23 protein-coding genes are annotated in these 22,152 nt (G+C 70.4%); 5 read left to right on the top strand and 18 right to left on the bottom strand.

The genetic code is table 11. The features are described from left to right. Positions 1-119 precede the first annotated feature (119 nt). Positions 120-923 (top strand): lysophospholipid acyltransferase family protein, encoded by an 804-nt coding sequence (locus tag RL72_RS15210; protein ID WP_374700520.1) that lies wholly within the window; start codon positions 120-122, stop codon positions 921-923. A gap of 7 nt (positions 924-930) precedes the next feature. Here RL72_RS15210 and RL72_RS15205 read toward each other — a convergent pair whose 3' ends face one another. Beyond that, on the bottom strand, positions 931-1,416 hold the full coding sequence (locus RL72_RS15205; RefSeq protein WP_045251724.1) for an OsmC family protein: 486 nt from the start codon (positions 1,414-1,416) through the stop codon (positions 931-933). An 81-nt stretch (positions 1,417-1,497) separates the two neighbouring features. Between RL72_RS15205 and RL72_RS15200 the strand changes: the two genes are divergently transcribed. Next, a complete protein-coding gene (locus RL72_RS15200) occupies positions 1,498-2,493 on the top strand; it encodes an asparaginase (RefSeq protein WP_045251723.1) in 996 nt (331 codons plus the stop codon). 66 nt (positions 2,494-2,559) lie between these two features. After that, positions 2,560-3,675, top strand: a complete 1,116-nt coding sequence (ald, locus tag RL72_RS15195) for an alanine dehydrogenase (protein ID WP_045251722.1) — start codon at positions 2,560-2,562, stop codon at positions 3,673-3,675. Here ald and RL72_RS20600 read toward each other — a convergent pair. The 17 genes from RL72_RS20600 to prmC all read right to left on the bottom strand — a co-directional run bounded on the left by RL72_RS20600 (position 3,647) and on the right by prmC (position 20,433). Next, positions 3,647-6,466 (bottom strand): FtsK/SpoIIIE domain-containing protein, encoded by a 2,820-nt coding sequence (locus tag RL72_RS20600; protein WP_045251721.1) that lies wholly within the window; start codon positions 6,464-6,466, stop codon positions 3,647-3,649. The genes ald and RL72_RS20600 overlap by 29 nt on opposite strands. 57 nt (positions 6,467-6,523) lie before the next feature. Continuing rightward, on the bottom strand, positions 6,524-7,342 hold the full coding sequence (locus tag RL72_RS15185; RefSeq protein WP_045251720.1) for a PP2C family protein-serine/threonine phosphatase: 819 nt from the start codon (positions 7,340-7,342) through the stop codon (positions 6,524-6,526). An 83-nt stretch (positions 7,343-7,425) separates the two neighbouring features. Continuing rightward, positions 7,426-8,397 (bottom strand): aldo/keto reductase, encoded by a 972-nt coding sequence (locus tag RL72_RS15180; RefSeq protein ID WP_045251719.1) that lies wholly within the window; start codon positions 8,395-8,397, stop codon positions 7,426-7,428. A 93-nt stretch (positions 8,398-8,490) separates the two neighbouring features. Then, positions 8,491-9,246, bottom strand: a complete 756-nt coding sequence (locus RL72_RS15175; protein ID WP_045251718.1) for a hypothetical protein — start codon at positions 9,244-9,246, stop codon at positions 8,491-8,493. Between the two features lie 113 nt (positions 9,247-9,359). Next, positions 9,360-10,124: a YaaA family protein gene (locus RL72_RS15170; protein ID WP_045251717.1), complete on the bottom strand. Its 765-nt coding sequence runs from the start codon at positions 10,122-10,124 to the stop codon at positions 9,360-9,362. An 82-nt stretch (positions 10,125-10,206) separates the two neighbouring features. Continuing rightward, positions 10,207-10,482 (bottom strand): F0F1 ATP synthase subunit epsilon, encoded by a 276-nt coding sequence (locus RL72_RS15165; RefSeq protein WP_045251716.1) that lies wholly within the window; start codon positions 10,480-10,482, stop codon positions 10,207-10,209. 2 nt (positions 10,483-10,484) lie between these two features. Continuing rightward, the gene (gene atpD, locus RL72_RS15160) at positions 10,485-11,921 is read right to left on the bottom strand and encodes a F0F1 ATP synthase subunit beta (protein ID WP_045251715.1); all 1,437 of its coding nucleotides are present in this window, start codon (positions 11,919-11,921) and stop codon (positions 10,485-10,487) included. A gap of 23 nt (positions 11,922-11,944) precedes the next feature. After that, the gene (locus tag RL72_RS15155) at positions 11,945-12,844 is read right to left on the bottom strand and encodes a F0F1 ATP synthase subunit gamma (protein WP_045251714.1); all 900 of its coding nucleotides are present in this window, start codon (positions 12,842-12,844) and stop codon (positions 11,945-11,947) included. Positions 12,845-12,864: 20 nt separating this feature from the next. Then, on the bottom strand, positions 12,865-14,508 hold the full coding sequence (gene atpA, locus RL72_RS15150; RefSeq protein WP_045251713.1) for a F0F1 ATP synthase subunit alpha: 1,644 nt from the start codon (positions 14,506-14,508) through the stop codon (positions 12,865-12,867). Positions 14,509-14,559: 51 nt separating this feature from the next. Then, on the bottom strand, positions 14,560-15,348 hold the full coding sequence (locus RL72_RS15145) for a F0F1 ATP synthase subunit delta (RefSeq protein ID WP_045251712.1): 789 nt from the start codon (positions 15,346-15,348) through the stop codon (positions 14,560-14,562). Beyond that, positions 15,348-15,899 carry a F0F1 ATP synthase subunit B gene (locus RL72_RS15140; RefSeq protein ID WP_045251711.1) on the bottom strand — a complete coding sequence of 184 codons (552 nt, stop codon included), beginning with the start codon at positions 15,897-15,899 and terminating at the stop codon, positions 15,348-15,350. Before RL72_RS15140 ends, RL72_RS15145 begins: the two co-directional genes overlap by 1 nt. Before the next feature lie 28 nt (positions 15,900-15,927). After that, positions 15,928-16,164: an ATP synthase F0 subunit C gene (atpE, locus tag RL72_RS15135; protein ID WP_045251710.1), complete on the bottom strand. Its 237-nt coding sequence runs from the start codon at positions 16,162-16,164 to the stop codon at positions 15,928-15,930. A gap of 49 nt (positions 16,165-16,213) precedes the next feature. Beyond that, positions 16,214-16,999 (bottom strand): F0F1 ATP synthase subunit A, encoded by a 786-nt coding sequence (atpB, locus tag RL72_RS15130; protein WP_045251709.1) that lies wholly within the window; start codon positions 16,997-16,999, stop codon positions 16,214-16,216. 121 nt (positions 17,000-17,120) lie between these two features. After that, complete coding sequence (locus RL72_RS15125) at positions 17,121-17,654, bottom strand: Cg1360 family ATP-synthase-associated protein (RefSeq protein ID WP_045251708.1); 534 nt, start codon at positions 17,652-17,654, stop codon at positions 17,121-17,123. Next, the gene (locus RL72_RS15120; protein WP_045251707.1) at positions 17,651-18,796 is read right to left on the bottom strand and encodes an MraY family glycosyltransferase; all 1,146 of its coding nucleotides are present in this window, start codon (positions 18,794-18,796) and stop codon (positions 17,651-17,653) included. The genes RL72_RS15125 and RL72_RS15120 overlap by 4 nt, the downstream gene beginning before the upstream one ends. A gap of 24 nt (positions 18,797-18,820) precedes the next feature. Then, positions 18,821-19,495 (bottom strand): L-threonylcarbamoyladenylate synthase, encoded by a 675-nt coding sequence (locus RL72_RS15115; protein ID WP_045251706.1) that lies wholly within the window; start codon positions 19,493-19,495, stop codon positions 18,821-18,823. An 80-nt stretch (positions 19,496-19,575) separates the two neighbouring features. Further along, positions 19,576-20,433 (bottom strand): peptide chain release factor N(5)-glutamine methyltransferase, encoded by an 858-nt coding sequence (prmC, locus tag RL72_RS15110; RefSeq protein ID WP_045251705.1) that lies wholly within the window; start codon positions 20,431-20,433, stop codon positions 19,576-19,578. 140 nt (positions 20,434-20,573) lie between these two features. On the opposite strand from prmC, the gene cysK reads away from it, so the two are divergent. Then, complete coding sequence (gene cysK, locus RL72_RS15105) at positions 20,574-21,512, top strand: cysteine synthase A (protein WP_045251704.1); 939 nt, start codon at positions 20,574-20,576, stop codon at positions 21,510-21,512. After that, positions 21,512-22,096, top strand: a complete 585-nt coding sequence (gene epsC / locus RL72_RS15100) for a serine O-acetyltransferase EpsC (protein ID WP_045251703.1) — start codon at positions 21,512-21,514, stop codon at positions 22,094-22,096. Before cysK ends, epsC begins: the two co-directional genes overlap by 1 nt. The last annotated feature ends 56 nt before the right edge of the window (positions 22,097-22,152 follow it).

Here is a 22,152-nt window from a genome sequence, read left to right as displayed (position 1 = left end):
ACCTCGAGACGTAGGGACGAACCCACCCATCCTGCCGTATCGGGCTTTGCCGCCGCTGGGAGATGCCTCCTGCATCGCGCATTCCGATCGTGGAATGGATCCTGATCTAGCCTTGTCTGGTGACACCGGAACACGAACCCGCAGCGTCCGCGGACCGCGACGGCGCCGTCGCGGAGACGCACCAGCCCGAGGACGAGGTGCGCCGCACCGGAGCGACGTATCTGCTCGGCCGGATGATCCTGATCCCGCTCACCCGCCTGATCTACCGCCCCCGCATCGAGGGCCGCGCGAACGTGCCGATGGACGGCCCGATCATCATCGCGTCGAACCACCTCTCCTTCATCGACTCGATCGCGATCCCCGTGGCCGCGCCACGACGCGTGCACTTCCTGGCGAAGTCCAGCTACTTCGAGGGCACCAGCCTGAAGGGCCGCTTCGTGGCCAGCTTCATGCGCGCGGTCGGCGCCATCCCGGTGCGCCGCGGCGCCGGACAGGCGGCGCTCGACGCCCTCGACGAGCAGCGCAAGCTCCTGGACGAGGGGCTCGCGGTCGCGCTGTACCCGGAGGGCACGCGCTCCACCGACGGCCGCCTCTACAAGGGCCGCACGGGCGTCGCCTTCCTCGCACTGCAGACCGGGGCGAAGGTCGTGCCCGTGGGCGTGATCGGCACGGACAAGGCGATGCCGGTCGGGGCGAACATGCCCAAGCTCGGCGTGAAGGTGACCATCCGCTTCGGCGAGCCGCTGGACCTCTCCCACCACGGCTCGGCGAACTCGGGCCGGGCGCGTCGCGGTGCGACGGACGAGATCATGGCCGCGATCCACGCCCTCAGCGAGCAGGAGCTCGCGGGCGTCTACAACGAGGTGCCCGCGCAGGGCACGATCGAGAAGATCAAGCAGGCGCTGCCGCACGAGCGCCGCTGACGTCGCGTCAGTCCGCGGCGTCGGCGACCAGGATCGTCGCCTCGTGGCGCACCGGGAACGCGACGGAGTTCGCGATGAAGCACCAGGCGTTCGCCTGGGCGTGAGCGGCCTCGGCAGCCGCCCGCATGGACTCGTCGGCGACCGTCACCACAGGGTGCAGGGTGACCTCGGTGAACGCTCCCCCGCCGCGCCCGTCCTCCTGCATGGTGCCCGTCGCCTCGTCGCGATAGTCCACGACGACCACCCCGGCAGTCACGCAGGCATGCAGGTAGCTCAGCAGGTGGCATTCGCTCAGTGCTGCGAGGAGCATGTCCTCGGGGTTCCAGCGCGTCGGATCCCCTCGGAACGGCTTGTCCGAGGACGCCAGCAGATCCGGCTTCCCCGCCACGCGGATCGTGCTCGCGCGGTCGTAGTCGCGGTATCCCGAGGTGCCGGTTCCGCGGTTGCCGGTCCACGTGGTGCTGAGGGCGTAGCGATGGGTGCCGAGGCTCATGGATCCATCGTGCCAGGCCGCGTCCGTGCGGCGCGGAAACGGCAGCGTTCGAGTGCACGCGCGCCCACTAGGCTTTCCTTCGTGGTGCAGACTCTGACCGTCCAGGATGCCGTGGAACTCGCCGTCGTCGAGCGGAACGGTTTCATCGAATCCCGCCACATCGGAGCCGCGGTCGTGCTGTCGCCGGAGGGCGAGATCATCGCCCGGCACGGCAACCCGGAAGCACTGGTCCTTCCCCGCTCGAGCCTGAAGCCGCTGCAGGCGGTGGCCTGCCTGACCGCCGGGGCGCCCCTCGAGGGCGAGCAGCTGGGACTGGCCACCGCCAGCCACGTCGGCACCGACCGCCATGTGGCCGTCGTGCGCGAGGTCCTCGCCGCGGGCGGGCTCACGGAGGACGATCTGGGCTGCCCCGCCGACTGGCCGGGCGACTCGGCGACCCGGGACGAGCTCGTGCGCGACCACGCGAGCAAGGCGCGCATCCGGATGAACTGCTCGGGCAAGCATGCCGCGATGCTGCGCGCCTGCGTGGCGAACGGCTGGCCGACCGCCGGATACCTCGGGCTCGACCACCCGCTGCAGGTGCACATCAAGGAGACCGTGGAGCGCCTGAGCGGTGAACGCGTCGCGGCGACCGCGATCGACGGCTGCGGCGCTCCGGTGCACGCGATCACGCTCGCCGGACTGGCGAGGGCTCTGCACCGCATCGGCAGCGCTTCCGAGCGTTCGCCGTTCGCACTGCACCGCGTCGCCGGCGCACTGGTGCGCACCGTGCGGGAGAACCCGTGGACGATCGAGGGTCCCGGCCGGCCCGACACGATCGCGATCGAGAAGCTCGGCGTGTTCGCCAAGCACGGTGCCGAGGGCGTGATGGTCATGGTCGCGCCGAACGGCACCACGGTCGCGCTGAAGATGCTGGACGGATCGGGCCGTGCGGCCACGATCGTCGCGGCGACCCTGCTCGCCCGTGCGGGCGCGCTGACCGACGCGCAGGTCCAGGACCTCGCCTCGGCCCTTCCTCTTGCCGTCCTCGGCGGCGGCAGCGACGTGGGGGCCATCCGCCCCGGCGCCGGAATCTGAACGCCCCCAGAAGGGGCCAGAACCCGCGGGCGGGAAAGCCCATCAGGGAAAAGGAAAGGAGCCACAATGAGGATCTCGGTCCCCAGTGAGGTGAAGAACAACGAGTTCCGGGTGGCGCTCACCCCCGCCGGAGTGCACGACCTCGTGCTCGCCGGCCATGACGTCTTCGTGCAGTCCGGCGCCGGCGCCGGCTCCTCGATGTCGGACGACGACTACCGCGAGGCGGGAGCGACGCTGCTCGACGACGCGGACGACGTATGGGCCCGTGCTGAGCTGGTGCTGAAGGTGAAGGAGCCGATCGCCAGCGAGTACCACCGCTTCCGCAGCGATCTGGTGCTCTTCACCTATCTGCACCTCGCCGCCGATCGCGCGCTGACCGACCGTCTCGCCGAGTCGGGCATGACCGCGATCGCCTACGAGACGGTGCAGCTGGCTTCGGGGGCGCTTCCGCTGCTGGCCCCGATGAGCGAGGTCGCGGGCCGTCTGGCGCCGCTGGTCGGCGCGAACACGCTGATGCGCTCTCAGGGCGGTCTCGGTCTGCTGATGCCCGGCGTGCCCGGAACCCGTCCGGCTGTCGTCACGGTGATCGGCGGCGGCGTCGCCGGCGCGAACGCCGCGGTGATCGCGGCCGGCATGGGCGCCGACGTGACGATCTTCGACACCAACATCGCCCGGCTGCGCTACCTCGACGACTTCTTCGGCGGACGCGTCAAGACCGCGGCGTCGAATCCGCTGGATCTGCGCCGCGCCGTGGTCGGATCGGATCTCGTCATCGGGTCGGTGCTGATCCCCGGGGCGAAGGCGCCGAAGCTGGTCACGAACGACATGGTCGCGGAGATGCGTCCGGGCAGCGTGCTCGTGGACATCGCCGTGGACCAGGGCGGCTGCTTCGAGGACACCCATCCGACGACGCACGACGACCCCACCTTCCGGGTCCACGACACGGTGTTCTACTGCGTCGCGAACATGCCGGGCGCGGTGCCGAACACGTCGACCTCGGCGCTGACGAACGCGACGCTGCCCTACGTGCGCCAGATCGCGTCGCGCGGCTGGCAGGCCGCTCTTCGCGCCGACGCCGCCCTCGCCGGCGGTCTCAACGTCACCGGCGGGAAGATCGCCAACGCCGGTGTGGCCACGGCGCACGATCTGCCGCTCACACCGCTGGACGAGCTGCTGGGCTGACGTCGTCCCGCGGGGCGGGCAGGATCACACGGGACGGTCTTCCGTCCGCGTTCACGGTCCATGCCCGCCCCGCGTGCGTCAGCGCGTAGGGCGGCAGCTCGCGCACGCCCGCCAGCGTGCGCAGCTCCCTGCCCGCTTCCGCGAGCACGACCGCCTCCCCCGTCCGCATCACGCGCTGCCAGAGCGCGTACTGCCGCTGCCACGCATCCGCGTCCCCGACGATCAGCGCGAGGTCGTCGGATGCTCTCGTTCCGTCCGTGACGATCACGGGCGCGCCCTCCGTCAGCAGCTGCACCACGCCGCGCCCGAAGCACCGCGACAGCGCGTCCGCGGTGCGCGCCGGCGTGGTGCTCACGAGCCCGACCAGGGGCGCTCTCGGCTGCCAGACCGGGGCGTCATCCGCGTGTGCACGACCGTCCGCGTCGGCTCGATCCGGCACGGCGACCTGCACCTCGACGCCGTCGAGCACACCCCTTCCCGGCGTGCGGCCGGGATCGTAGGTGCGCGGATCGCCTCCGGCGGTGAGGTGCTCGGTGCGGCTCGCGGCGCGAAGCAGCATCCGCGCCGGCAGCAGATCGGCCGCGGACGAGACCTGCGCCGAGCACCGGGACGCGCTGAGCAGCACCGTGCCTCCGCATTCCGCGGCGATCCGCAGCACGCGCTGCAGCTTCTCCGCCCAGGCCGCCGCGTACTCGTGCGGGAACGCCGCGAGGTGCCGGTCCAGGTCGTCGACCGCCAGCAGCGCGGGCAGGGGACGTCGTCCGTCCGACAGCTCGTCGAGCAGCGCCCACGCGCGTTCCGGATCCCCCGGCAGCAGCAGGGAGTCCGTCACCTGCTCGACGGCGTTCCGCAGCGCAGTGCTCTTGCCGGAGCCCGGACCGCCGAACACCGTGAGTCCGCGATCGTGACCAATCCGCAGGGTGCGCGGTTCCTGGCGCTGTCGATCCGGCTCGTCCGCGAGGCCGATCACGAGCTCCCCTGCCGGACATCCGGGCAGGTCCGCGCGGCGCAGCCGCGTCGGCAGGGCCGGCAGCCAGGGACTGCGCGCACGGAGCGCCCCCGGCCATCGCACGGCGATCTCCGCGATCTCCTCCGGACCGGTGCGTGCGACGCGGAACGCCGCCGGGGCGGTGTCCTGGGCGCGCCGGATGCAGGCGAGCCCACGCCCGGCCAGATCGCCCGGCAGTCCCGCCGCCTGGTCGGTGCCGATCATCACCCGGCTGTCGGCGGCGTCCGTCACCCGCAGGGCGATCCTCAACGGGCAGTTCGCCGCCAGGGCGTCGCGGATCACCCCGGTCGCGCGCTGCGTGCCGAGGACGAGGTGCATGCCCAGAGCGCGTCCGCGTGCGGCGATGTCGGTGAACACCGCGGCGAGATCCGGATGCTCCTGCAGCAGCGCGGCGAACTCGTCGACGACGATCACGAGCCTTCCGAGGTCTCCGCGTGCCTCGGCGATGCTCCTCACGCCGCTTGCGGCCAGGAGCGCCTCCCTGCGGCGCAGCTCGGCGCGGAGGCTGCGGACTCCGCGCGCGGCGCCGTCGGCATCGAGGTCGGTGATGATCGCCGCGACGTGGGGCAGCGACCGCAGCGGCTCGAACGCGGCGCCGCCCTTGAAGTCGGCGAGCACGAACGACACCCGCTCGACGGGGTGCGCTGCGGCCAGCGCCGCCACCCAGCTCACCAGCAGCTCGCTCTTGCCTGCGCCCGTGACGCCCGTCACGAGGGCGTGCGGTCCGTCGGCGACGAGGTCGACGACCACTGCGGCGTCCGCGTCCCTCCCCAGTACGGCCGGGAGCCCGTGCGGACCGCCCGGCGTGCCCCCGGCGTCGCCGTGGCCGTCCGCTGATGCCAGCACCTCCCGCAGGGCGACCGCACCCGGGATGCCCGCCGCCGCACCGCGCTCCCGGACCAGGTCGCGGACGATCACCTCCGCCTGCTCGCGCGAGACCCCCTCGGCCGCGCACACCCGGGCACCCTCGGCGATGCGCAGGCACGCGAGGCCGGGGTCGGCCACGTCGAGCACCGCGTGGTAGCCCGCGGGCGGCGGATCCCCCGGTGCGACCACGCAGATGCGGGGGCCGGAGGATGCAGTCCGACGTCTGCCGACGTGCACCCCCGCCGCGACGGCGGGCAGCCCTCCGTGGCCCGCCAGGTCGTCCATTCCGAGCCACGCGACGCCGTCTCCCTCGAGACGGATCGCACCGGCGGCGTGCCGCAGGCACAGCTGCAGCAGCAGGGCGCGTGCGACCGCGGCGGCCACCGGCGCAGGGCCGCGTACGCACAGCCCTTCCGCGAGCGGCGCGGTCACGGGCACGCCGGACACGTTCCGATGCTGCGCACGGAAGTCCTCGGCCCGCTCCCCCGTCCCGCTGAACCGCAGCGGTGAAGGGCCGTCGCCACGGCCGACGGACACCTCGATTCCCGGTGCCAGAGCGACGGCCCGGGTCGGCGGTTCCTCGAGGCAGCCGGCGAGATCGGGAGCCATGCGCACGCGTCGCCCTCGCTCCTCCGTCTCGCGCCTGGCCACCGTCTCCTCCACGCGCTCCCACGACTGCGCCTCCTCGCCGCGAGCAGCGCGGAGGGCGCGCCTGCGCTGACGCACGCCGTCCAGGAAGGACCCCAGGATCATGACGGGGCCCAGCGCGGCGAAGCACAGCGTGAGCGGCGACCCGGTCACGGCGAACAGCACGGCCCCTGACACGACGGGGACGATCGCCGCGATCAGCGGCAGAGCACCCCGCGCAGGCGGGGTGGGTGCGGCGGGAAGGACGATCGTGTCGACGGGCTCCATGCCGTCATCCCATCGCGTGCGACGGGTCAGCGGGGCTCCGCCCGCGCGACCGGTGCGCTACTCGACCGGGATCGGCGCTGTGGAGGACGAGTCGGAGCTGGCCGGAAGCCGCCGCGCGTCCACCACGATGACGGTGACGTTGTCACGGCCGCCGTTCTCCAGCGCAGCGCTGAGCATCGCGTCCACCGCGGCGTCCGGCGTCGGGTTGAGCCCGAGGAAGTGCTGGATGCCGTAGTCCGTGAGCTCCTTCGTCAGGCCGTCGGAGCAGATCACGAACCGATCGCCGTCCTGCACGGCGAACTCGCGGTAGTCCGGCGGCAGGGCTTCGCTGACGCCGACCGCACGGGTGATCACGTTGCTGTACGGATGTCCCTCGGCCTCCTCCGGGCTGAGGCGCCCGGCCGTGATGAGCTCCTGCACGACGGAATGGTCCGTCGTCACCTGGCTGAGCGCACCGTCGCGCAGCAGATACACCCGGGAGTCGCCGATATTGAGGGAGACCCAGTGCGCATCGCCGTCGATCAGGGTGAAGAAGACACCCGTGAGAGTGGTCCCCGTGCCCTCATCGGTGGTGTCGGGATGCGCCGTGATGTCCTGCACGGCGGCGATCAGCGCCGTCTCGATGGTCGCCGCCGAGACCTCTCCTGCACCGACCGCCTCCTGCAAGCGCGCGACCGTGCGCTGGCTCGCGATCTCTCCCCCGGCGTGCCCGCCCATGCCGTCGGCGACGACGAAGAGCGGGAACTCGGCGAGCAGCGAATCCTGGTTGCTCTCGCGTCGGCGACCGGTGTCGGTCGCCCCCGCCCAGCTCAGGACGACCGTGTCGCCGGAGGCCAGTGCGATCTCGCGGGTGTGCGCTGTGGAACCCTGGCTCATCGCGATCCTCCCTCGGCTCGGGCGATCGGAACGACCGCTGAAATCTCACACATCGTAATGGATCCCCACCGTCGACACGCGGCTCAGGCCGCCGGATCCGCGGGCAGCGGAAGAAGCGCGTCGATCGCGGCGACCTCGTCGGCGCTCGGCGTCCACGCTCCGCCGGCGCGCGCGTTCGCCTCGATCTGCGCCGCGGACGTCGCACCGGCGATCACGGAGGCCACGCCCGGCTGCGCCAGCAGCCATCCGAAGGTCGCCTCCAGCATCGTGATACCCCGCTCGTCGCAGAACGCCCGGTAGGCGTCGAGCGCATCCCAGGGCGCGTCCTCCCAGAGGTGAGCCCTGGTGCGCATGATGCGGCTCTGCGCCGGTCCGCCCTCGCGCGTGAACTTGCCCGTGAGCAGGCCGTTGTGCAGCGGGAAGAAGGGGAAGAACCCGAGCCCGAAACGGTTCACCGCGGGCAGGACCTCGCGCTCCGAGGCGCGCGACAGCAGGGAGTACTGATTCTGCGACGAGATGAAGCGGGCGCTGCGCGCAGCACGCAGCTCCGCTTCGGCGATCTGCCAGCCGGCGAAGTTGGAGTGGCCGAAGTAGCGGATCTTCCCCTCGCGCACGAGCTCGTCGAGCGCGTCGAGGGTCTCCTCGATCGGTGTGAGCGGATCGGGCCAGTGCAGCTGGTACAGGTCGATCCAGTCGGTCCGCAGACGGCGCAGCGACTCCGTCACCGCTTTGCGGATGTAGCGCCGGGAGCCTCGCGCGGCCGGGAAGTCGTAGCCCATGTCGACGCCGGGGTAGCCGAACTTGGTGGCGAGCACCACCCGGTCGCGGCGACCGTCGAGAGCCTCGCCCATCAAGGTCTCGCTGAGCCCGGGGTCCTTGCCGTAGATGTCCGCCGTGTCGAGGAACGTCACGCCGTGGTCGATCGCAGCATCCAGGACTTCGCGCGTCCCCTGCAGCGTCTCCGTCGCGGTTCCCGCCCGTCCGAAGTTGTTGCATCCGAGCCCCACGGCGGAGACCAGGAGCCCGGACGATCCGACACGACGTTCAGCGCTCATGCCTTCCAAACTACAGGTCGTGATCGACGGCCGCGGTCCGCCGTGGGAACGACGAAGGCCCCGGTCCGAGGACCGGGGCCTTCGTGATCAGCATCAGGCCGGGGGCTGCTCGCCCGTCTGCGGAGCATCCGGGTCTGTCGACGGCGCGGCCGGCGGGGCCGGAGGCGCGGGCGGGGTCACCGGCGGCTGCGGAGCTGCCGGAGCCGGCGGAGCGGCCGGCGGCTGGAAGGTCGGCGCCTGCGGGGCAGCGGGTGCCTGCGGCGCAGCCGGCTGACCGTAGCCCGGCTGCGGCGGGGCGTAGCCCTGGGCCGCCGGAGGCTGGTAGCCCTGCGGAGCACCATAGCCCGGAGCCGCCTGCGCGGACGGCTGCACCGGGATGCCCTGCCAGACCGTGCGGTCGGCGAGGAAGCCGTTGCCGGCCCAGGACGCGGGGACGATGTTCGGGTTCCAGCGCGACTTGTCGAACGCGTTGATGCCGAGCCACACGATGCTGAGGAAGATGTACAGCACGACCCAGGCACCGCTCTTCTGCAGCTTGAGGCCGACACGCCACGCGGCGAGCACCATCAGCACCGCCATGGCGATGCCGACGAGCCACCCGAGGAACGGCACCCACGTGAGCAGGAAGCCGAATGCGAGCCACGGGCTCAGGTCACCGAGCTTCAGGAAGATCATCACGTTGTAGAACGGCACCCACGCGCGCCACTTGCCCTCGACGCCGGCCTTCTCGAAGATCTTCATCAGGAAGAGCGAGCCGAGCACGTAGAAGACGACGGCGAAGATGAACCAGGTCAGGGCCGCGATCAGATAGGCAGCCGCAAGAGCGGTGCTGTCTCCGTAAGAGTCCATGTTTCCCTCCGGGATCGGTTGATGATGCATACGCATCGAGGAGCCCCAGCTGAGAATCTGCTGGGTGCTTCGACGCGAAACACCATACCGCGTCCGAGCGTCGCACTCACGAACTATTTGCGGACCGGCGCCTGATCCGTGACCAGCTCCAGTATTCCGGTTTCATCCGTGACGCGGAGTTCGACCCCGGCTCGCGAGGCCCAGTTCCGCAGCGTGCGCAGCGACGAGATGTTCGGCCGGTCCTGGGCGAGGCGACGGACGAGCTCGCCCTTCGCGTACTTGTTGAAGTGGTTAAGCGCCTTGCCCTCTGCCGTCACGACGCGCACATACGCCGAGGGAACGCCTTCCGGCACGGGGCCCAGTCCCACGTAGGCCTCCGAGCGCAGATCCAGCACGAACCGCGGAGACACGTTCGCCAGCTCGTCCGACACCGCCTCGGACCACAGCCGGCGCAATGCCGGGAGGCCCGGGACGGACGCGGCGGCGCCCAGCCGGTAGGACGGGATCGGATCCAGCGCTCCGACCGGGCCGAACGGCGCCGAATGGATCCGGACGTGTGCGCCGAGCCACCGGCGTGCATAACCGTCGAGCGAGGCCGCATCCAGCGCGTCGTACAGCACCCCGGTGTAGCGGTCGACGGCCGGCATCACCGGTCCGTCACCGAGGGAGGCGTTGTCGTGCACCGCTTCGGAGAGCTGCTTGTCGCTGAGCTTGAGCACCCGGCGTGTCGCCTCGGCGTCGGCCGCGAGCGCCCCGAGCGCATCGCGCACGAGGATCCGCTGCGGCAGCAGGCCGGGCAGGGCCCATGCGGACGGATCCGCAGGGCCGCTCTTGCCGCCGGGACGCTTGGTCTCGCTCGGCGGCAGCAGGATCATCATGGGCAAAGGCTCCTCGAGGTCGTGCGGAGACACGCAAACGCCGGACCCCCGAAGGGATCCGGCGCGTGCGTGAAGTGGTCGATCAGGCGACGAGCGCCGCGTTGCCCGCCACGATGGTCAGGGTGTCGCCCTCCATCGAGACGAAGCCGTCACGGGCGCTGGCGAGCACCTTCGTGCCATCCAGCTGCGTGATGCGGACCTGCCCCTCGGCGAGGATGGCCAGCACGGGCTCGTGACCGGCCATGAAGCCCAGCTCGCCCTCGACGGTCTTCGCGACGACGAGGCTCGCCTCGCCGGTCCAGACCTCCGCGTCGGCGGAGACGAGGCTGACATGCAGTGATGCAGCACCGGCCGCCATGATCAGGCGTTCTCCTTCTGGATCCGCGCCCAGTTCTCCTCGACGTCCGAGATCGGGCCGACGTTGAAGAAGGCCTGCTCGGCGACGTGGTCGAAGTCACCGCGGCAGATCGCGTCGAACGACTCGATCGTGTCCTTGAGCGGAACCGTGGAGCCCTCGACACCGGTGAACTTCTTCGCCATGTAGGTGTTCTGGGAGAGGAACTGCTGGATCCGGCGCGCGCGGGCGACGACGATCTTGTCCTCTTCCGAGAGCTCGTCGACACCGAGGATCGCGATGATCTCCTGCAGCTCCTTGTTCTTCTGGAGGATCTGCTTGACCGTGGTGGCCACGCGGTAGTGGTCCTCGCCCAGGTAGCGGGGGTCCATGATCCGCGAGGTCGAGGTCAGCGGGTCGATCGCCGGGTACAGACCCTTCGAGGCGATCTCACGCGAGAGCTCGGTGGTCGCGTCGAGGTGGGCGAACGTCGTGGCCGGTGCCGGGTCGGTGTAGTCGTCGGCCGGCACGTAGATCGCCTGCAGCGAGGTGATCGAGTGGCCGCGGGTCGAGGTGATGCGCTCCTGGAGCACACCCATCTCGTCGGCGAGGTTCGGCTGGTAGCCCACCGCGGACGGCATGCGGCCGAGCAGCGTGGAGACCTCGGAACCCGCCTGCGTGAAGCGGAAGATGTTGTCGATGAAGAGCAGCACGTCCTGCTTCTGCACATCGCGGAAGTACTCCGCCATGGTCAGGGCAGACAGCGCGACGCGCAGACGCGTCCCCGGCGGCTCGTCCATCTGGCCGAACACGAGCGCGGTCTTGTCGAAGACGCCCGCCTCCTCCATCTCGGCGATAAGGTCGTTGCCCTCACGGGTGCGCTCGCCGACACCGGCGAACACCGACACACCACCGTGGTCCTGCGCGACGCGCTGGATCATCTCCTGGATGAGGACCGTCTTGCCGACGCCCGCGCCGCCGAACAGGCCGATCTTTCCACCCTGCACGTACGGCGTGAGGAGGTCGATCGACTTGATGCCGGTCTCGAACATGGTGGTCTTCGACTCGAGCTGGTCGAAGTTCGGCGCCTTGCGGTGGATCGGCCAGCGCTCGGTGATCTCGATCTGCTCGCCGGGCTCGGCGTTGAGGACCTCGCCGATCACGTTGAAGACCTTGCCCTTGGTGACATCGCCGACGGGAACCGAGATCGGCTCGCCGGTGTCGCGCACCTCCTGGCCGCGGACGATGCCGTCGGTCGGCTTCAGCGCGATGGCGCGGACGAGGTCGTCGCCGAGGTGCTGGGCGACCTCGAGGGTGATCTCGGTCGACTCGTCGCCGATCGTGATCGTCGTCTTCAGCGCGTTGTAGATGTCGGGGATCGCGTCGTGCGGGAACTCGATGTCGACGACCGGGCCGGTGACGCGAGCAACGCGCCCGACGACCGTCGTAGCGGTGGCAGTCATATTTCGTCTCTCTCCTGAGGGTCTTACTTGCTCGACGCCAGGGCGTCGGCGCCGCCGACGATCTCGGCGATCTGCTGCGTGATCTCCGCCTGGCGCGCGTTGTTGCGCAGGCGGGTGTAGTCGGTGATGAGCTTGTCGGCGTTGTCGCTGGCCGACTTCATCGCCTTCTGCGTCGCGGCCTGCTTGGCAGCGGACGACTGCAGGAGTGCGTTGAAGACGCGGCTCTGGATGTACACCGGCAGGATCGCGTCGAGCACCGTCGCCGCATCCGGCTCGAACTCGTACAGCGGGTAGACCGCGGTCGAGGTGTCGTTCGCGTCGGCCTCCGCGATCTCCAGCGGAAGCAGGCGGACCGTCTCCGGCGACTGCGTCATCATGCTGACGAAGCGGTTGTAGACGAGGTGGATCTCGTCCACGCCGCCCTGCTCGCCGCCGCGCTCGAACGCCTCCAGCAGGGTGGCCGAGATGGCCTCTGCCGTGTGGAAGGACGGCGTGTCGGTGTCGCCGGTCCACTCGGCCGCGGCCTCGAGGCCGCGGAACTGGAAGTAGCCCACGGCCTTGCGGCCCACCAGGTAGAACACGGGCTCGCGCCCCTCGGAGCGCAGCAGCTCGGCGAGCTCCATGCCCTCACGGAGGATCTGCGAGTTGAAGGCGCCCGCGAGACCGCGATCCGAGGAGAAGATCACGACCGCGGAGCGGCGGATGTTCTCGGGCTCACGGGTGAGCGGGTGGTCGACGTTGGAGTGGGTGGCCACGGCTGAGACGGCCCGGGTCACGGCTCGCGCGAAGGGCGAGGACGCGTTGACGCGCGCCATCGCCTTCTGGATGCGCGAAGCCGCGATGAGTTCCATCGCCTTCGTGATCTTCTTGGTCGTCTGAGCAGAAGAGATCTTCTGCTTGTAGACCCGGAGTTGTGCGCCCATATCGGAAGACTCCCCCGCGCTTACGCGCGGCGACCCTTGACGATCTTCTCCTGGTTCACGTCGTCGACGTCCGCAGCGCTGTGCTCCTCGTGACCGGGAGCGCCGATGCCGTGGCCCTTGCCGCCCTGGAACTCGAGGATGAAGGCGTCGGTGGCCTTCTCCAGCTCGGCGACGGTGTCGTCGTCGAGGACGTTCGTCTCACGCAGGCGGTCCAGGACCGTGGTGTGACGACGCAGGTGGTCGAGCAGCTCGCTCTCGAAGCGCAGCACGTCCTCGACCTCGATGGTGTCGAGCTTGCCGTTGGTGCCGGCCCAGATCGAGACGACCTGGTCCTCCACGGGGTACGGCGAGTACTGCGGCTGCTTGAGCAGCTCGGTGAGGCGCGCACCACGGGCCAGCTGGCGCCGCGACGCCTGGTCGAGGTCGGAGGCGAACATCGCGAACGCCTCGAGCGAGCGGTACTGCGCGAGCTCGAGCTTCAGCGTTCCGGAGACCTTCTTGATCGACTTGACCTGGGCGTCACCGCCGACGCGGGACACCGAGATGCCCACGTCGACCGCGGGACGCTGGTTCGCGTTGAACAGGTCGGACTGCAGGAAGATCTGGCCGTCGGTGATCGAGATCACGTTGGTCGGGATGTACGCCGAGACGTCGTTCGCCTTGGTCTCGATGATGGGCAGACCCGTCATCGACCCGGCGCCGAGCTCGTCGGACAGCTTCGCGCAACGCTCCAGCAGACGGGAGTGCAGGTAGAAGACGTCACCCGGGTAGGCCTCGCGGCCCGGCGGACGGCGCAGCAGCAGCGACACGGCGCGGTAGGCCTCGGCCTGCTTCGACAGGTCGTCGAAGATGATCAGGACGTGCTTGCCGCCGTACATCCAGTGCTGGCCGATGGCCGAGCCGGTGTACGGAGCGAGGTACTTGAAGCCGGCCGGGTCGGACGCGGGCGCCGCGACGATGGTCGTGTACTCCAGGGCGCCGGCCTCTTCCAGCGCACCCTTGACGGAGGCGATGGTCGAGCCCTTCTGTCCGATGGCGACGTAGATGCAGCGGACCTGCTTGTTGACGTCGCCGGACTCCCAGTTGGCCTTCTGGTTGATGATCGTGTCGATCGCGATCGCGGTCTTGCCGGTCTGGCGGTCGCCGATGATGAGCTGGCGCTGGCCGCGGCCGACGGGGATCATGGCGTCGATCGCCTTGATGCCGGTCTGCATCGGCTCGTGGACCGACTTGCGCTGCATGACGCCGGGCGCCTGCAGCTCGAGCGCACGGACGCCCTCCACAGGGGTGATCTCGCCGAGGCCGTCGATCGGGTTGCCGAGCGGGTCCACGACGCGGCCGAGGTAGCCGTCGCCGACCGGCACGGAGAGCACCTCGCCGGTGCGGGTGACCTCCTGGCCGGCCTCGATGCCGGCGAAGTCGCCGAGGACGACCACACCGATCTCGTGCTCGTCCAGGTTCAGCGCGAGACCCTTGGTGCCGTCGGCGAAGGTCACGAGCTCGTTCGCCATGACGCCGGGCAGTCCCTCGACGTGCGCGATGCCGTCCGCGGCGTCGATGACGGTGCCGACCTCGGTCGCCGTGCCGGCCGTCGGCTCGTACGCGGCGACGAAGTCCTTCAGCGCGTCACGGATGACGTCGGGGCTGATCGAAAGTTCTGCCATTGTCTTCCCTTTGTATACAGGTGCGCGGCCGTACCGCGCGAAGTTCGTTTGTCAGCCCGCGAGCTTCTGCCGGAGATCGGCGAGGCGGGCGGCGATGCTGCCGTCGATGACGTCGTCCGCGACCTGCACGCGCAGGCCTCCGACGACGGAGGAGTCGAGCACTTCGTTCAGCGCGACCTGACGGCCGTAGCGGCCGGCCAGCACCGTGCGGAGACGGTCGCGCTGCGATGCGCTGAGCGGGGCCGCCGTGCGCACGGTCGCGACGATCCGGTCACGCTGCTCCGACACGACCCGCATGGCACGGCTCAGCAGGCGGCGCACGCGGCGTCCGCGCGGCTCGCGCACCAGCGAGGTGACGATCAGCGAGGTCGCCGGGTGGACGCTCGGACCGACCAGCTTCTGGACCAGCGCGGCCTTGCCCTCGCCGCCGCCGAGGCGGCTGCCCAGAGCGAGCTCGAGGTCGGCGTTGTCGGCGACCAGGCGCGAGACCGAGAACAGCTCGCCCTCGATGTCGGCATCCGGGGAGGCGATCGCCGCGGCGCGCACCGCGAGCTCCTCCACGCCGTCGACGAGGTCGGCGGCCGAGGACCACCGCTGCGAGACGGCCGTGGTGAGCACGCTCAGCGTGGCTGCGGAAGCACCGGAGAACACCCGCGACACCAGGGCGGCGCGGGCCTCGACCGGGGCGGACGGATCGGCGAGCGCGCCGCTCAGCGCGGTGGACTCACCGATCAGGCGCGTGGCGGAGAAGAGCTCCCCGGCGACGTCGAGGGTGATCCCCTGCGCGGCGGTCAGAGCGTTGCTCGACGCCGTGAGGGCCTGAGCGGTCGCGCTGCCCATTACTTCGCCGCCTCGGAGGCCTCGAGGTCCGCGAGGAAGCGGTCCACGACGGCCGTCGCGCGGGCGTCGTCGGACAGGGTCTCGCCGACCACGCCACCGGCGAGGTCGAGGGCCAGGCCGCCGACCTCGTTGCGCAGCGAGACGAACGCCGTCTGACGCTCGGCCTCGATCTGCGAGTGCGCGGCGGCGGTCAGACGCGCCGCCTCGGCGGCAGCGGTCTCCTTCGCCTCGGCGACGATCTTCTTGCCGTCCTCACGGGCGGTCTCGCGGATCGCGCCGGCCTCGGTACGGGCCTCGGCGAGCTGGCGGGTGTACTCCTCCAGCGCGGCCTCGGCCTGCTTCTGCGCCTCGTCCGCCTTCGCGATGTTGCCCTCGATGGCCGCGGAGCGCTCGTCGAGCATCTTCGTGAAGCGGGGAAGAGCGAACTTCCACACCACGAGGAGGATCACGACGAACCACAGCGCCGACCAGACCAGGTCGTACCACGCGGGCAGGAGCGGGTTGTGCGCCTCACCCTCGGCCGCGAGGTTCGTGACAAGAGCGTTCAGCATCCTGTCTCCTTCGGGATTCGGGTGCGGATTACGGGAAGGGGATGAAGCCGACGGCGATGCCGACGAACGCGAGCGCCTCGGTGAAGGCGATACCGATCCACATCAGAACCTGCAGGCGACCGGCCAGCTCGGGCTGACGGGCGACACCCTCGATCGTCTTGCCGACGACGATGCCCACGCCGATGGCCGGGCCGATGGCGGCGAGACCGTAGCCGATCGCCGCGAGGTTGCCGTTGACTGCTGCGAGAACCGTAGTAGCGTCCACGGATTTTTCCTTTCGTTGTGGGCGGCGCTTTCACCGCCCGCAGGGGTTGTCAGTGCTCTTCTGCGACCGCGAGCTGGATGTAGACCGCGGTGAGGACGGTGAAGACGTAGGCCTGGAGGACCGCCACGAGGATCTCGAAGACCGAGAAGGCGCCGCCGAAGGCGAGGGTTCCCACACCGAGCGCGGCCCAGCCGCCGCCCGCCGTGAAGAAGAAGAACGCGGTGGCCGAGTAGCACAGCACGAGGAGCATGTGCCCGACGACCATGTTCATCAGAAGACGCAGGGTGAGGGTCACCGGGCGGATGATGAACGTCGAGATGAACTCGATCGGCGTCACGATGATGTACACCGGCCACGGCACACCGGCCGGGAACAGGGCGTTCTTGAAGAAGTTCTTCGGGCTCTTCTTGATGCCGGCGTAGATGAAGGTGACGTAGCTGATCACGGCGAGCAGCAGGGGCACGCCGATGATGCTCGTACCGGCGATGTTGAGGCCGGGGATGATGCCCGTGATGTTCATGAACAGCGTCATGAAGAAGATCGTGGTGAGGATCGGCAGGAACCGGTCGCCGTCCTTGCGGCCGAGCAGGTCGTGCGCGATGCCGCCGCGGACGAAGCCGAGGCCCATCTCGACGACGCTCTGGAAGCGACCGGGGACGACCTTCATGCGGCGCGTGCCGATCACGAGGACCAGGACCACGGCGACGACCGAGATGAACTGCACCAGGTGGATCCGGTGGATCGGGACGCCGAAGACGTTGAACAGGATCTCGGGGAAGAACTCGTCCATCGACGGGCCGTGGAAACCGCTGTCGTCGGCCAGTCGAGGAATCATGGTCGCAGCAAGATTAAACAGCGCGGGCTCCAACTTCGGGGCACCGGGGGCTACCGGGGCGTCGGTCGATGTGCTTCACAGCGCAGCGCTCGCGGGACGAGCGGGCTCGGGTTCCAGCCTATCAGACGTGTGAGTTCCCTGAATCCGCGTCATGATCCCGCTCGGAGGCGCTACGCTCCCCTGCCGACGGCGCCACGTCCTCGGGTGCGACGGTGGGAAGAGAGGTGTCGCTGACGTGCGGCAGGCGCATCCGCAGGAACACCACGCCGTCGATCGCGAGGGACACCAGGACACCGGCCAGGAGCGACCAGAAGAACACCACGGGCTCCAGCCACGGCTGTCCGCGCAGCACCAGGATCAGCACGACGAACAGCCCGAGCTTGAGGAACCAGCCGCCCATCACGATCGCGAAGAACAGCTGCACGTAGAGCTCCTGGCCGAACCAGCGGTTCGCGATCAGGATGCTGCCCGCCGTGATCGCCCCGAAGACCACGGCGATGAGCGCGCCGATGAGGCCGCTCCACACTCCGGGAGCACCCTTGAGGGCTCCCCCGACGACCGCCGCGATGACGCCGAGCACGACCGCGGCGATGCCGGAGGCGACCAGGGCCGTGCGCAGGATCGGGGTGCTGGTGACGGGGCTCGCGGAGCTCATTTCGATTCCTTCTGGGGGGCGCGCGGGCGCGACGGGATGAGGGTGACGACGAGGCAGGCCCCCGCGCCGACGACGCCGAAGATCACGCCGGCGGCGTATTCGCCGTACCAGCCCTCGCGCGAGCCGATGTACATCAGCAGCACGGCGAGCGAGATGATCGCGGTCCAGGCGTAGAAGATGAGCACGGCGTCCCGGCCGCGGTGGCCGAGATCGAGCATGCGGTGGTGCAAGTGCTTGCGGTCCGGGGAGAACGGCGACTTGCCGGCGCCCATGCGGCGCAGCACGGCCAGTCCGAAGTCGAGCAGCGGCAGCAGCACGACCACGACGGGCAGCAGGATCGGGATGAACGCGCCGAGCAGCTGGGAGCGGCCGATCTGCGCGTTCGGGAGGGCGGCAGGGTTCAGCTGGCCGGTGATGGCCACGGCGCTCGTGGCCATGAGCAGGCCGATCACGAGCGCCCCGGAGTCGCCCATGAAGAGCTTGGCGGGGCTCCAGTTCATCGGCAGGAAGCCGATGCAGGCGCCGATCAGCACCGCGGCGATGAACGGTGCGAGGCTGAAGTAGCTGGACTGTCCGATGTCCCGCGCGATGATGTAGGAGTACGCGAAGAACACGCCGTTCGCGATGAGGCACACCCCCGCGACGAGGCCGTCCAGGCCGTCGATGAAGTTGACGGCGTTCATCACGATGACGATCGCGAACATCGTGATGACGATGCTGAGCCAGTTGGATCCGATCACCGGCTCCGCGAGCGGCAGCGAAGCGATCTGCAGTCCGCCGACGATCGTGACCAGGCCCGCGGCGATGAACTGCGCGCCGAGCTTGATCATCCAGTCGAGATCCCAGAGGTCGTCGACGACGCCCACGATCGCGATGAGCAGCACGGCGCCGAGCACCGACCACATCGTCTGCGGCTGCGCCCAGATGATGTGGAAGAACGGGCTCGCCGCGCTCGCGGCGAACGCCGCCAGGATCCCCAGCAGCATCGCCACTCCCCCGAGCCGCGGCGTCGGCGTGGTGTGCACGTCGCGCTCGCGGATGCCGGGGTACAGCTTGTACCGCAGGCCGAGCTGCCAGACCGCCCACGAGCAGGCCAGGGTCACGGCGGCCGTGAGGATCACGGTGAACAAGTACTGCTTCACGTCGTCGCTCTCATCCGAGGACCGTCAGGACGGGTCTTCGAGCAGATCCCCGAGCACACCGACGAGCTCTTCGCGCGAGATGGCACCCTCGCGGAGGACCCGGACCTTCGCGTCGTCCCCGCCGGGGCGCACGAGAGAGGTGGCGTCGACGATCGTGGAGGCCACGCCGCCGGTCGCCGGTCCGGCGTCCAGGTAGACCGCCACGCTGTCGCCCAGCATGCCTTGCGCCGCCTCGGCCTCGACCGCGGCGGGCTGTCCGGTGAGGTTCGCGCTCGAGACCGCGAGCGGGCCCGTCTCCTCGAGGAGCGCCAGGGCCACCTTGTGATCGGGCATTCGCACGGCGACCGTGCCGTGGGTGTCGCCGAGGTCCCACACGAGCGACGGCTGCGACGGCAGCACGATCGTGAGGCCCCCGGGCCAGAACGCATCGACGAGACGCTGCACGGGCTCGGGCACGGTCTCGACCAGGGCGGCGAGCGTCGCGGTGCTGCCGACGAGCACGGGAGGCGGCTGCTGGCGTCCCCTCCCCTTCGCGTCGAGCAGGCGCTGCACGGCGGCGGGGCTGAACGCATCGGCGCCCACGCCGTAGACGGTGTCGGTGGGGAGCACGACCAGCTCGCCTCGGCCGATCGCCAGGCGGGCCTGGCGCATACCGGTGAGGATCTGATCCGCGTCGCGGCTATCGAAGAGGGAGGACATGGCCGACCCAGTCTACGGGGCGCAGGGCGCGGTCCTGCTGAGCGCCGCCCCGATCCCCGGCGCCGCGGGGCCACGCAGGGTCAGGCGCGGATCGCGGTCGTGGCGCGGTCACGACGGGTGAGGTCCTGATGCGTCGCGGTCGCCCGCCATCCGTCCGCGGCGAGCAGCTCGCGGATGGCCGCACCCTGCACTTCGGCGTGCTCGAGCACGAGCGTGCCGCCCGGGTGCAGCAGCGCCCACGCGCGCCGGCTGATCGCGCGGACGACGTCGAGTCCGTCCGGGCCCCCGTAGAGCGCGAGCGCCGGGTCGAACAGGCGCACCTCGGGGTCGCGCGGGATCGCGTCGTCCGGCACGTACGGAGGGTTGGAGATCACCACGTCGACGGTGCCGTCGAGCTCGCCCAGCGCGTCGCGCAGATCGCCCAGCACGAGCGCGAGGTTCTGCTGCCCCTCGGTGTTGCGCCGCGCCCAGGCGTGCGCCTCCGGCGAGAGCTCGACCGCGTGCACCCGGGCATGGGGCACCTCGGTCGCCATCGCGAGGGCGATCGCGCCGGATCCGGTGCAGAGGTCGACGCCGACGGGCTCGGATGAGGGCGAGGCCAGCAGGGCGTCGATCGCGAACTGGGCCACGATCTCCGTCTCCGGCCGCGGGACGAAGACGCCGGGGCCGACCGCGAGCTCGAGGTGGCGGAAAGGCGCCGTCCCGGTGAGGTGCTGCAGCGGCTCCCGGGCCGCCCGCCGGGCCACCAGCTCCTCGAACGTCGCCGCCTGCGCGTCATCGAGCACGTCGCCGCGGATCGTGGCGGCCTGCACGGCGCCGCGCCCCTGACCCAGCACATGGCCCGCCAGCAGCTCGGCGTCCACCGCGGGGTCGGGGACTCCGGCCTCGCCGAGGGCGGACGCGGCGCGGCGGAGGGCATCGGAGAGGGACTCGGGCATAGAGGTACAGCGTAATGCGGCCGTCACATTCACCGTGCGCACACGACCCCGTCCTAGGCTGTGCACGAGCGTGTCCTCGTCGACTCCGGTGGCGGGACCCGTCGCTCCACCGACGCAGTGCGCCCATCGAAAGGTCCGTCATGGCAGGCATCCACTCCGACATCACCAGCACGTTCGGCAACACCCCGCTGGTCCGCCTGAACCACGTCACCGATGGCCTCGGCGCCACGGTGCTCGTCAAGCTCGAATCGTTCAACCCGGCCTCGAGCGTGAAGGACCGCATCGGGATCGCCATCGTCGACGCCGCAGAGGCCTCCGGCGAGCTGAAGCCCGGCGGCACGATCGTCGAGGCCACGAGCGGCAACACCGGCATCGCGCTGGCGATGGTCGGCGCGGCCCGCGGCTACCGCGTGATCCTGACCATGCCCGCGTCCATGTCGAAGGAGCGCCGCGTCCTGCTCAAGGCGTTCGGCGCCGAGCTGGTGCTGACCGACCCGACGCTGGGCATGAAGGGCGCGATCGAGAAGCTGCAGGAGATCATCGCGGAGACCCCGGGCGCGGTCTGGGCCCGTCAGTTCGAGAACGCCGCGAACCCGCAGATCCACCGCGAGACCACCGCGCAGGAGATCCTGCGCGACACCGACGGCGACGTCGACGTGTTCGTCGCCGGCATCGGCACCGGCGGCACCATCACCGGTACCGGTCAGGCGCTCAAGGCGGCCAACCCCGCGCTCACGGTGATCGCCGTCGAGCCGACCGACTCCCCGCTGCTCAGCGAGGGTCACCCCGGACCGGCCAAGATCCAGGGCATCGGCCCGAACTTCGTCCCGCCGATCCTCGACCGCGACGTGATCGACGAGATCATCACGGCCGGCTTCGAGGAGTCGCTCACCACCGCCCGCGACCTGGCCGCGAAGGAGGGGCTGCTGGTCGGCATCTCCGCCGGCGCCGCCGTCGCCCAGGCGCTGAAGGTCGCCGCGCGTCCCGAGAACGCCGGCAAGACGATCGTCGTGATCGCCCCCGACACCGGCGAGCGCTACCTGTCCACCGCGCTGTTCGAGGACCTGCGCGAAGACTGATGCCGAACTCCGGCATGTCGTGGGCCGGGCGGATCCGCGAGGACATCGCATCCGCCCGGCTTCGCGACCCCGCCGCACGCGGCGGACTCGAGATCGCCCTGCTCTACCCCGGACTGCACGCCATCTGGGCGCACCGGCTGAACCATGCGCTGTGGACGCGCGGGCTGCGGTTCCCGGCGCGGATGGGCTCGCAGATCGCGCGCTGGCTGACCGGCGTCGAGATCCATCCCGGGGCGCAGATCGGGCGACGGTTCTTCATCGACCACGGCATGGGAGTCGTGATCGGCGAGACCGCCGAGGTCGGCGACGACGTCATGCTCTACCACGGGGTCACGCTCGGCGGACGCACCCGCGACGCGGGCAAGCGCCACCCCACGCTCGAGGACGGCGTGGTGGTCGGCGCCGGCGCCAAGATCCTGGGACCGGTCGTGATCGGAGCCCGCTCGGCGATCGGCGCCAACGCGGTCGTGACGAAGGACGCCCCGCCCGACTCGGTGCTCACCGGCGTCCCCGCACGAGCGCGCCCCCGTGTCGAGGGCGAGAGCACGGCCCGGATCCTCTCCGTGCCCGACTACTCGATCTGACCGCCCGCCGCCTCCGTCTATTTGCGCCGATCCGTGGGGTTCAGGGCCCGAAACCC

Origin of the sequence: Microbacterium azadirachtae (assembly GCF_000956545.1) — a bacterium.
Lineage (GTDB): Bacteria > Actinomycetota > Actinomycetes > Actinomycetales > Microbacteriaceae > Microbacterium > Microbacterium azadirachtae.
This window is presented reverse-complemented; position numbering and strand designations above follow the sequence as displayed.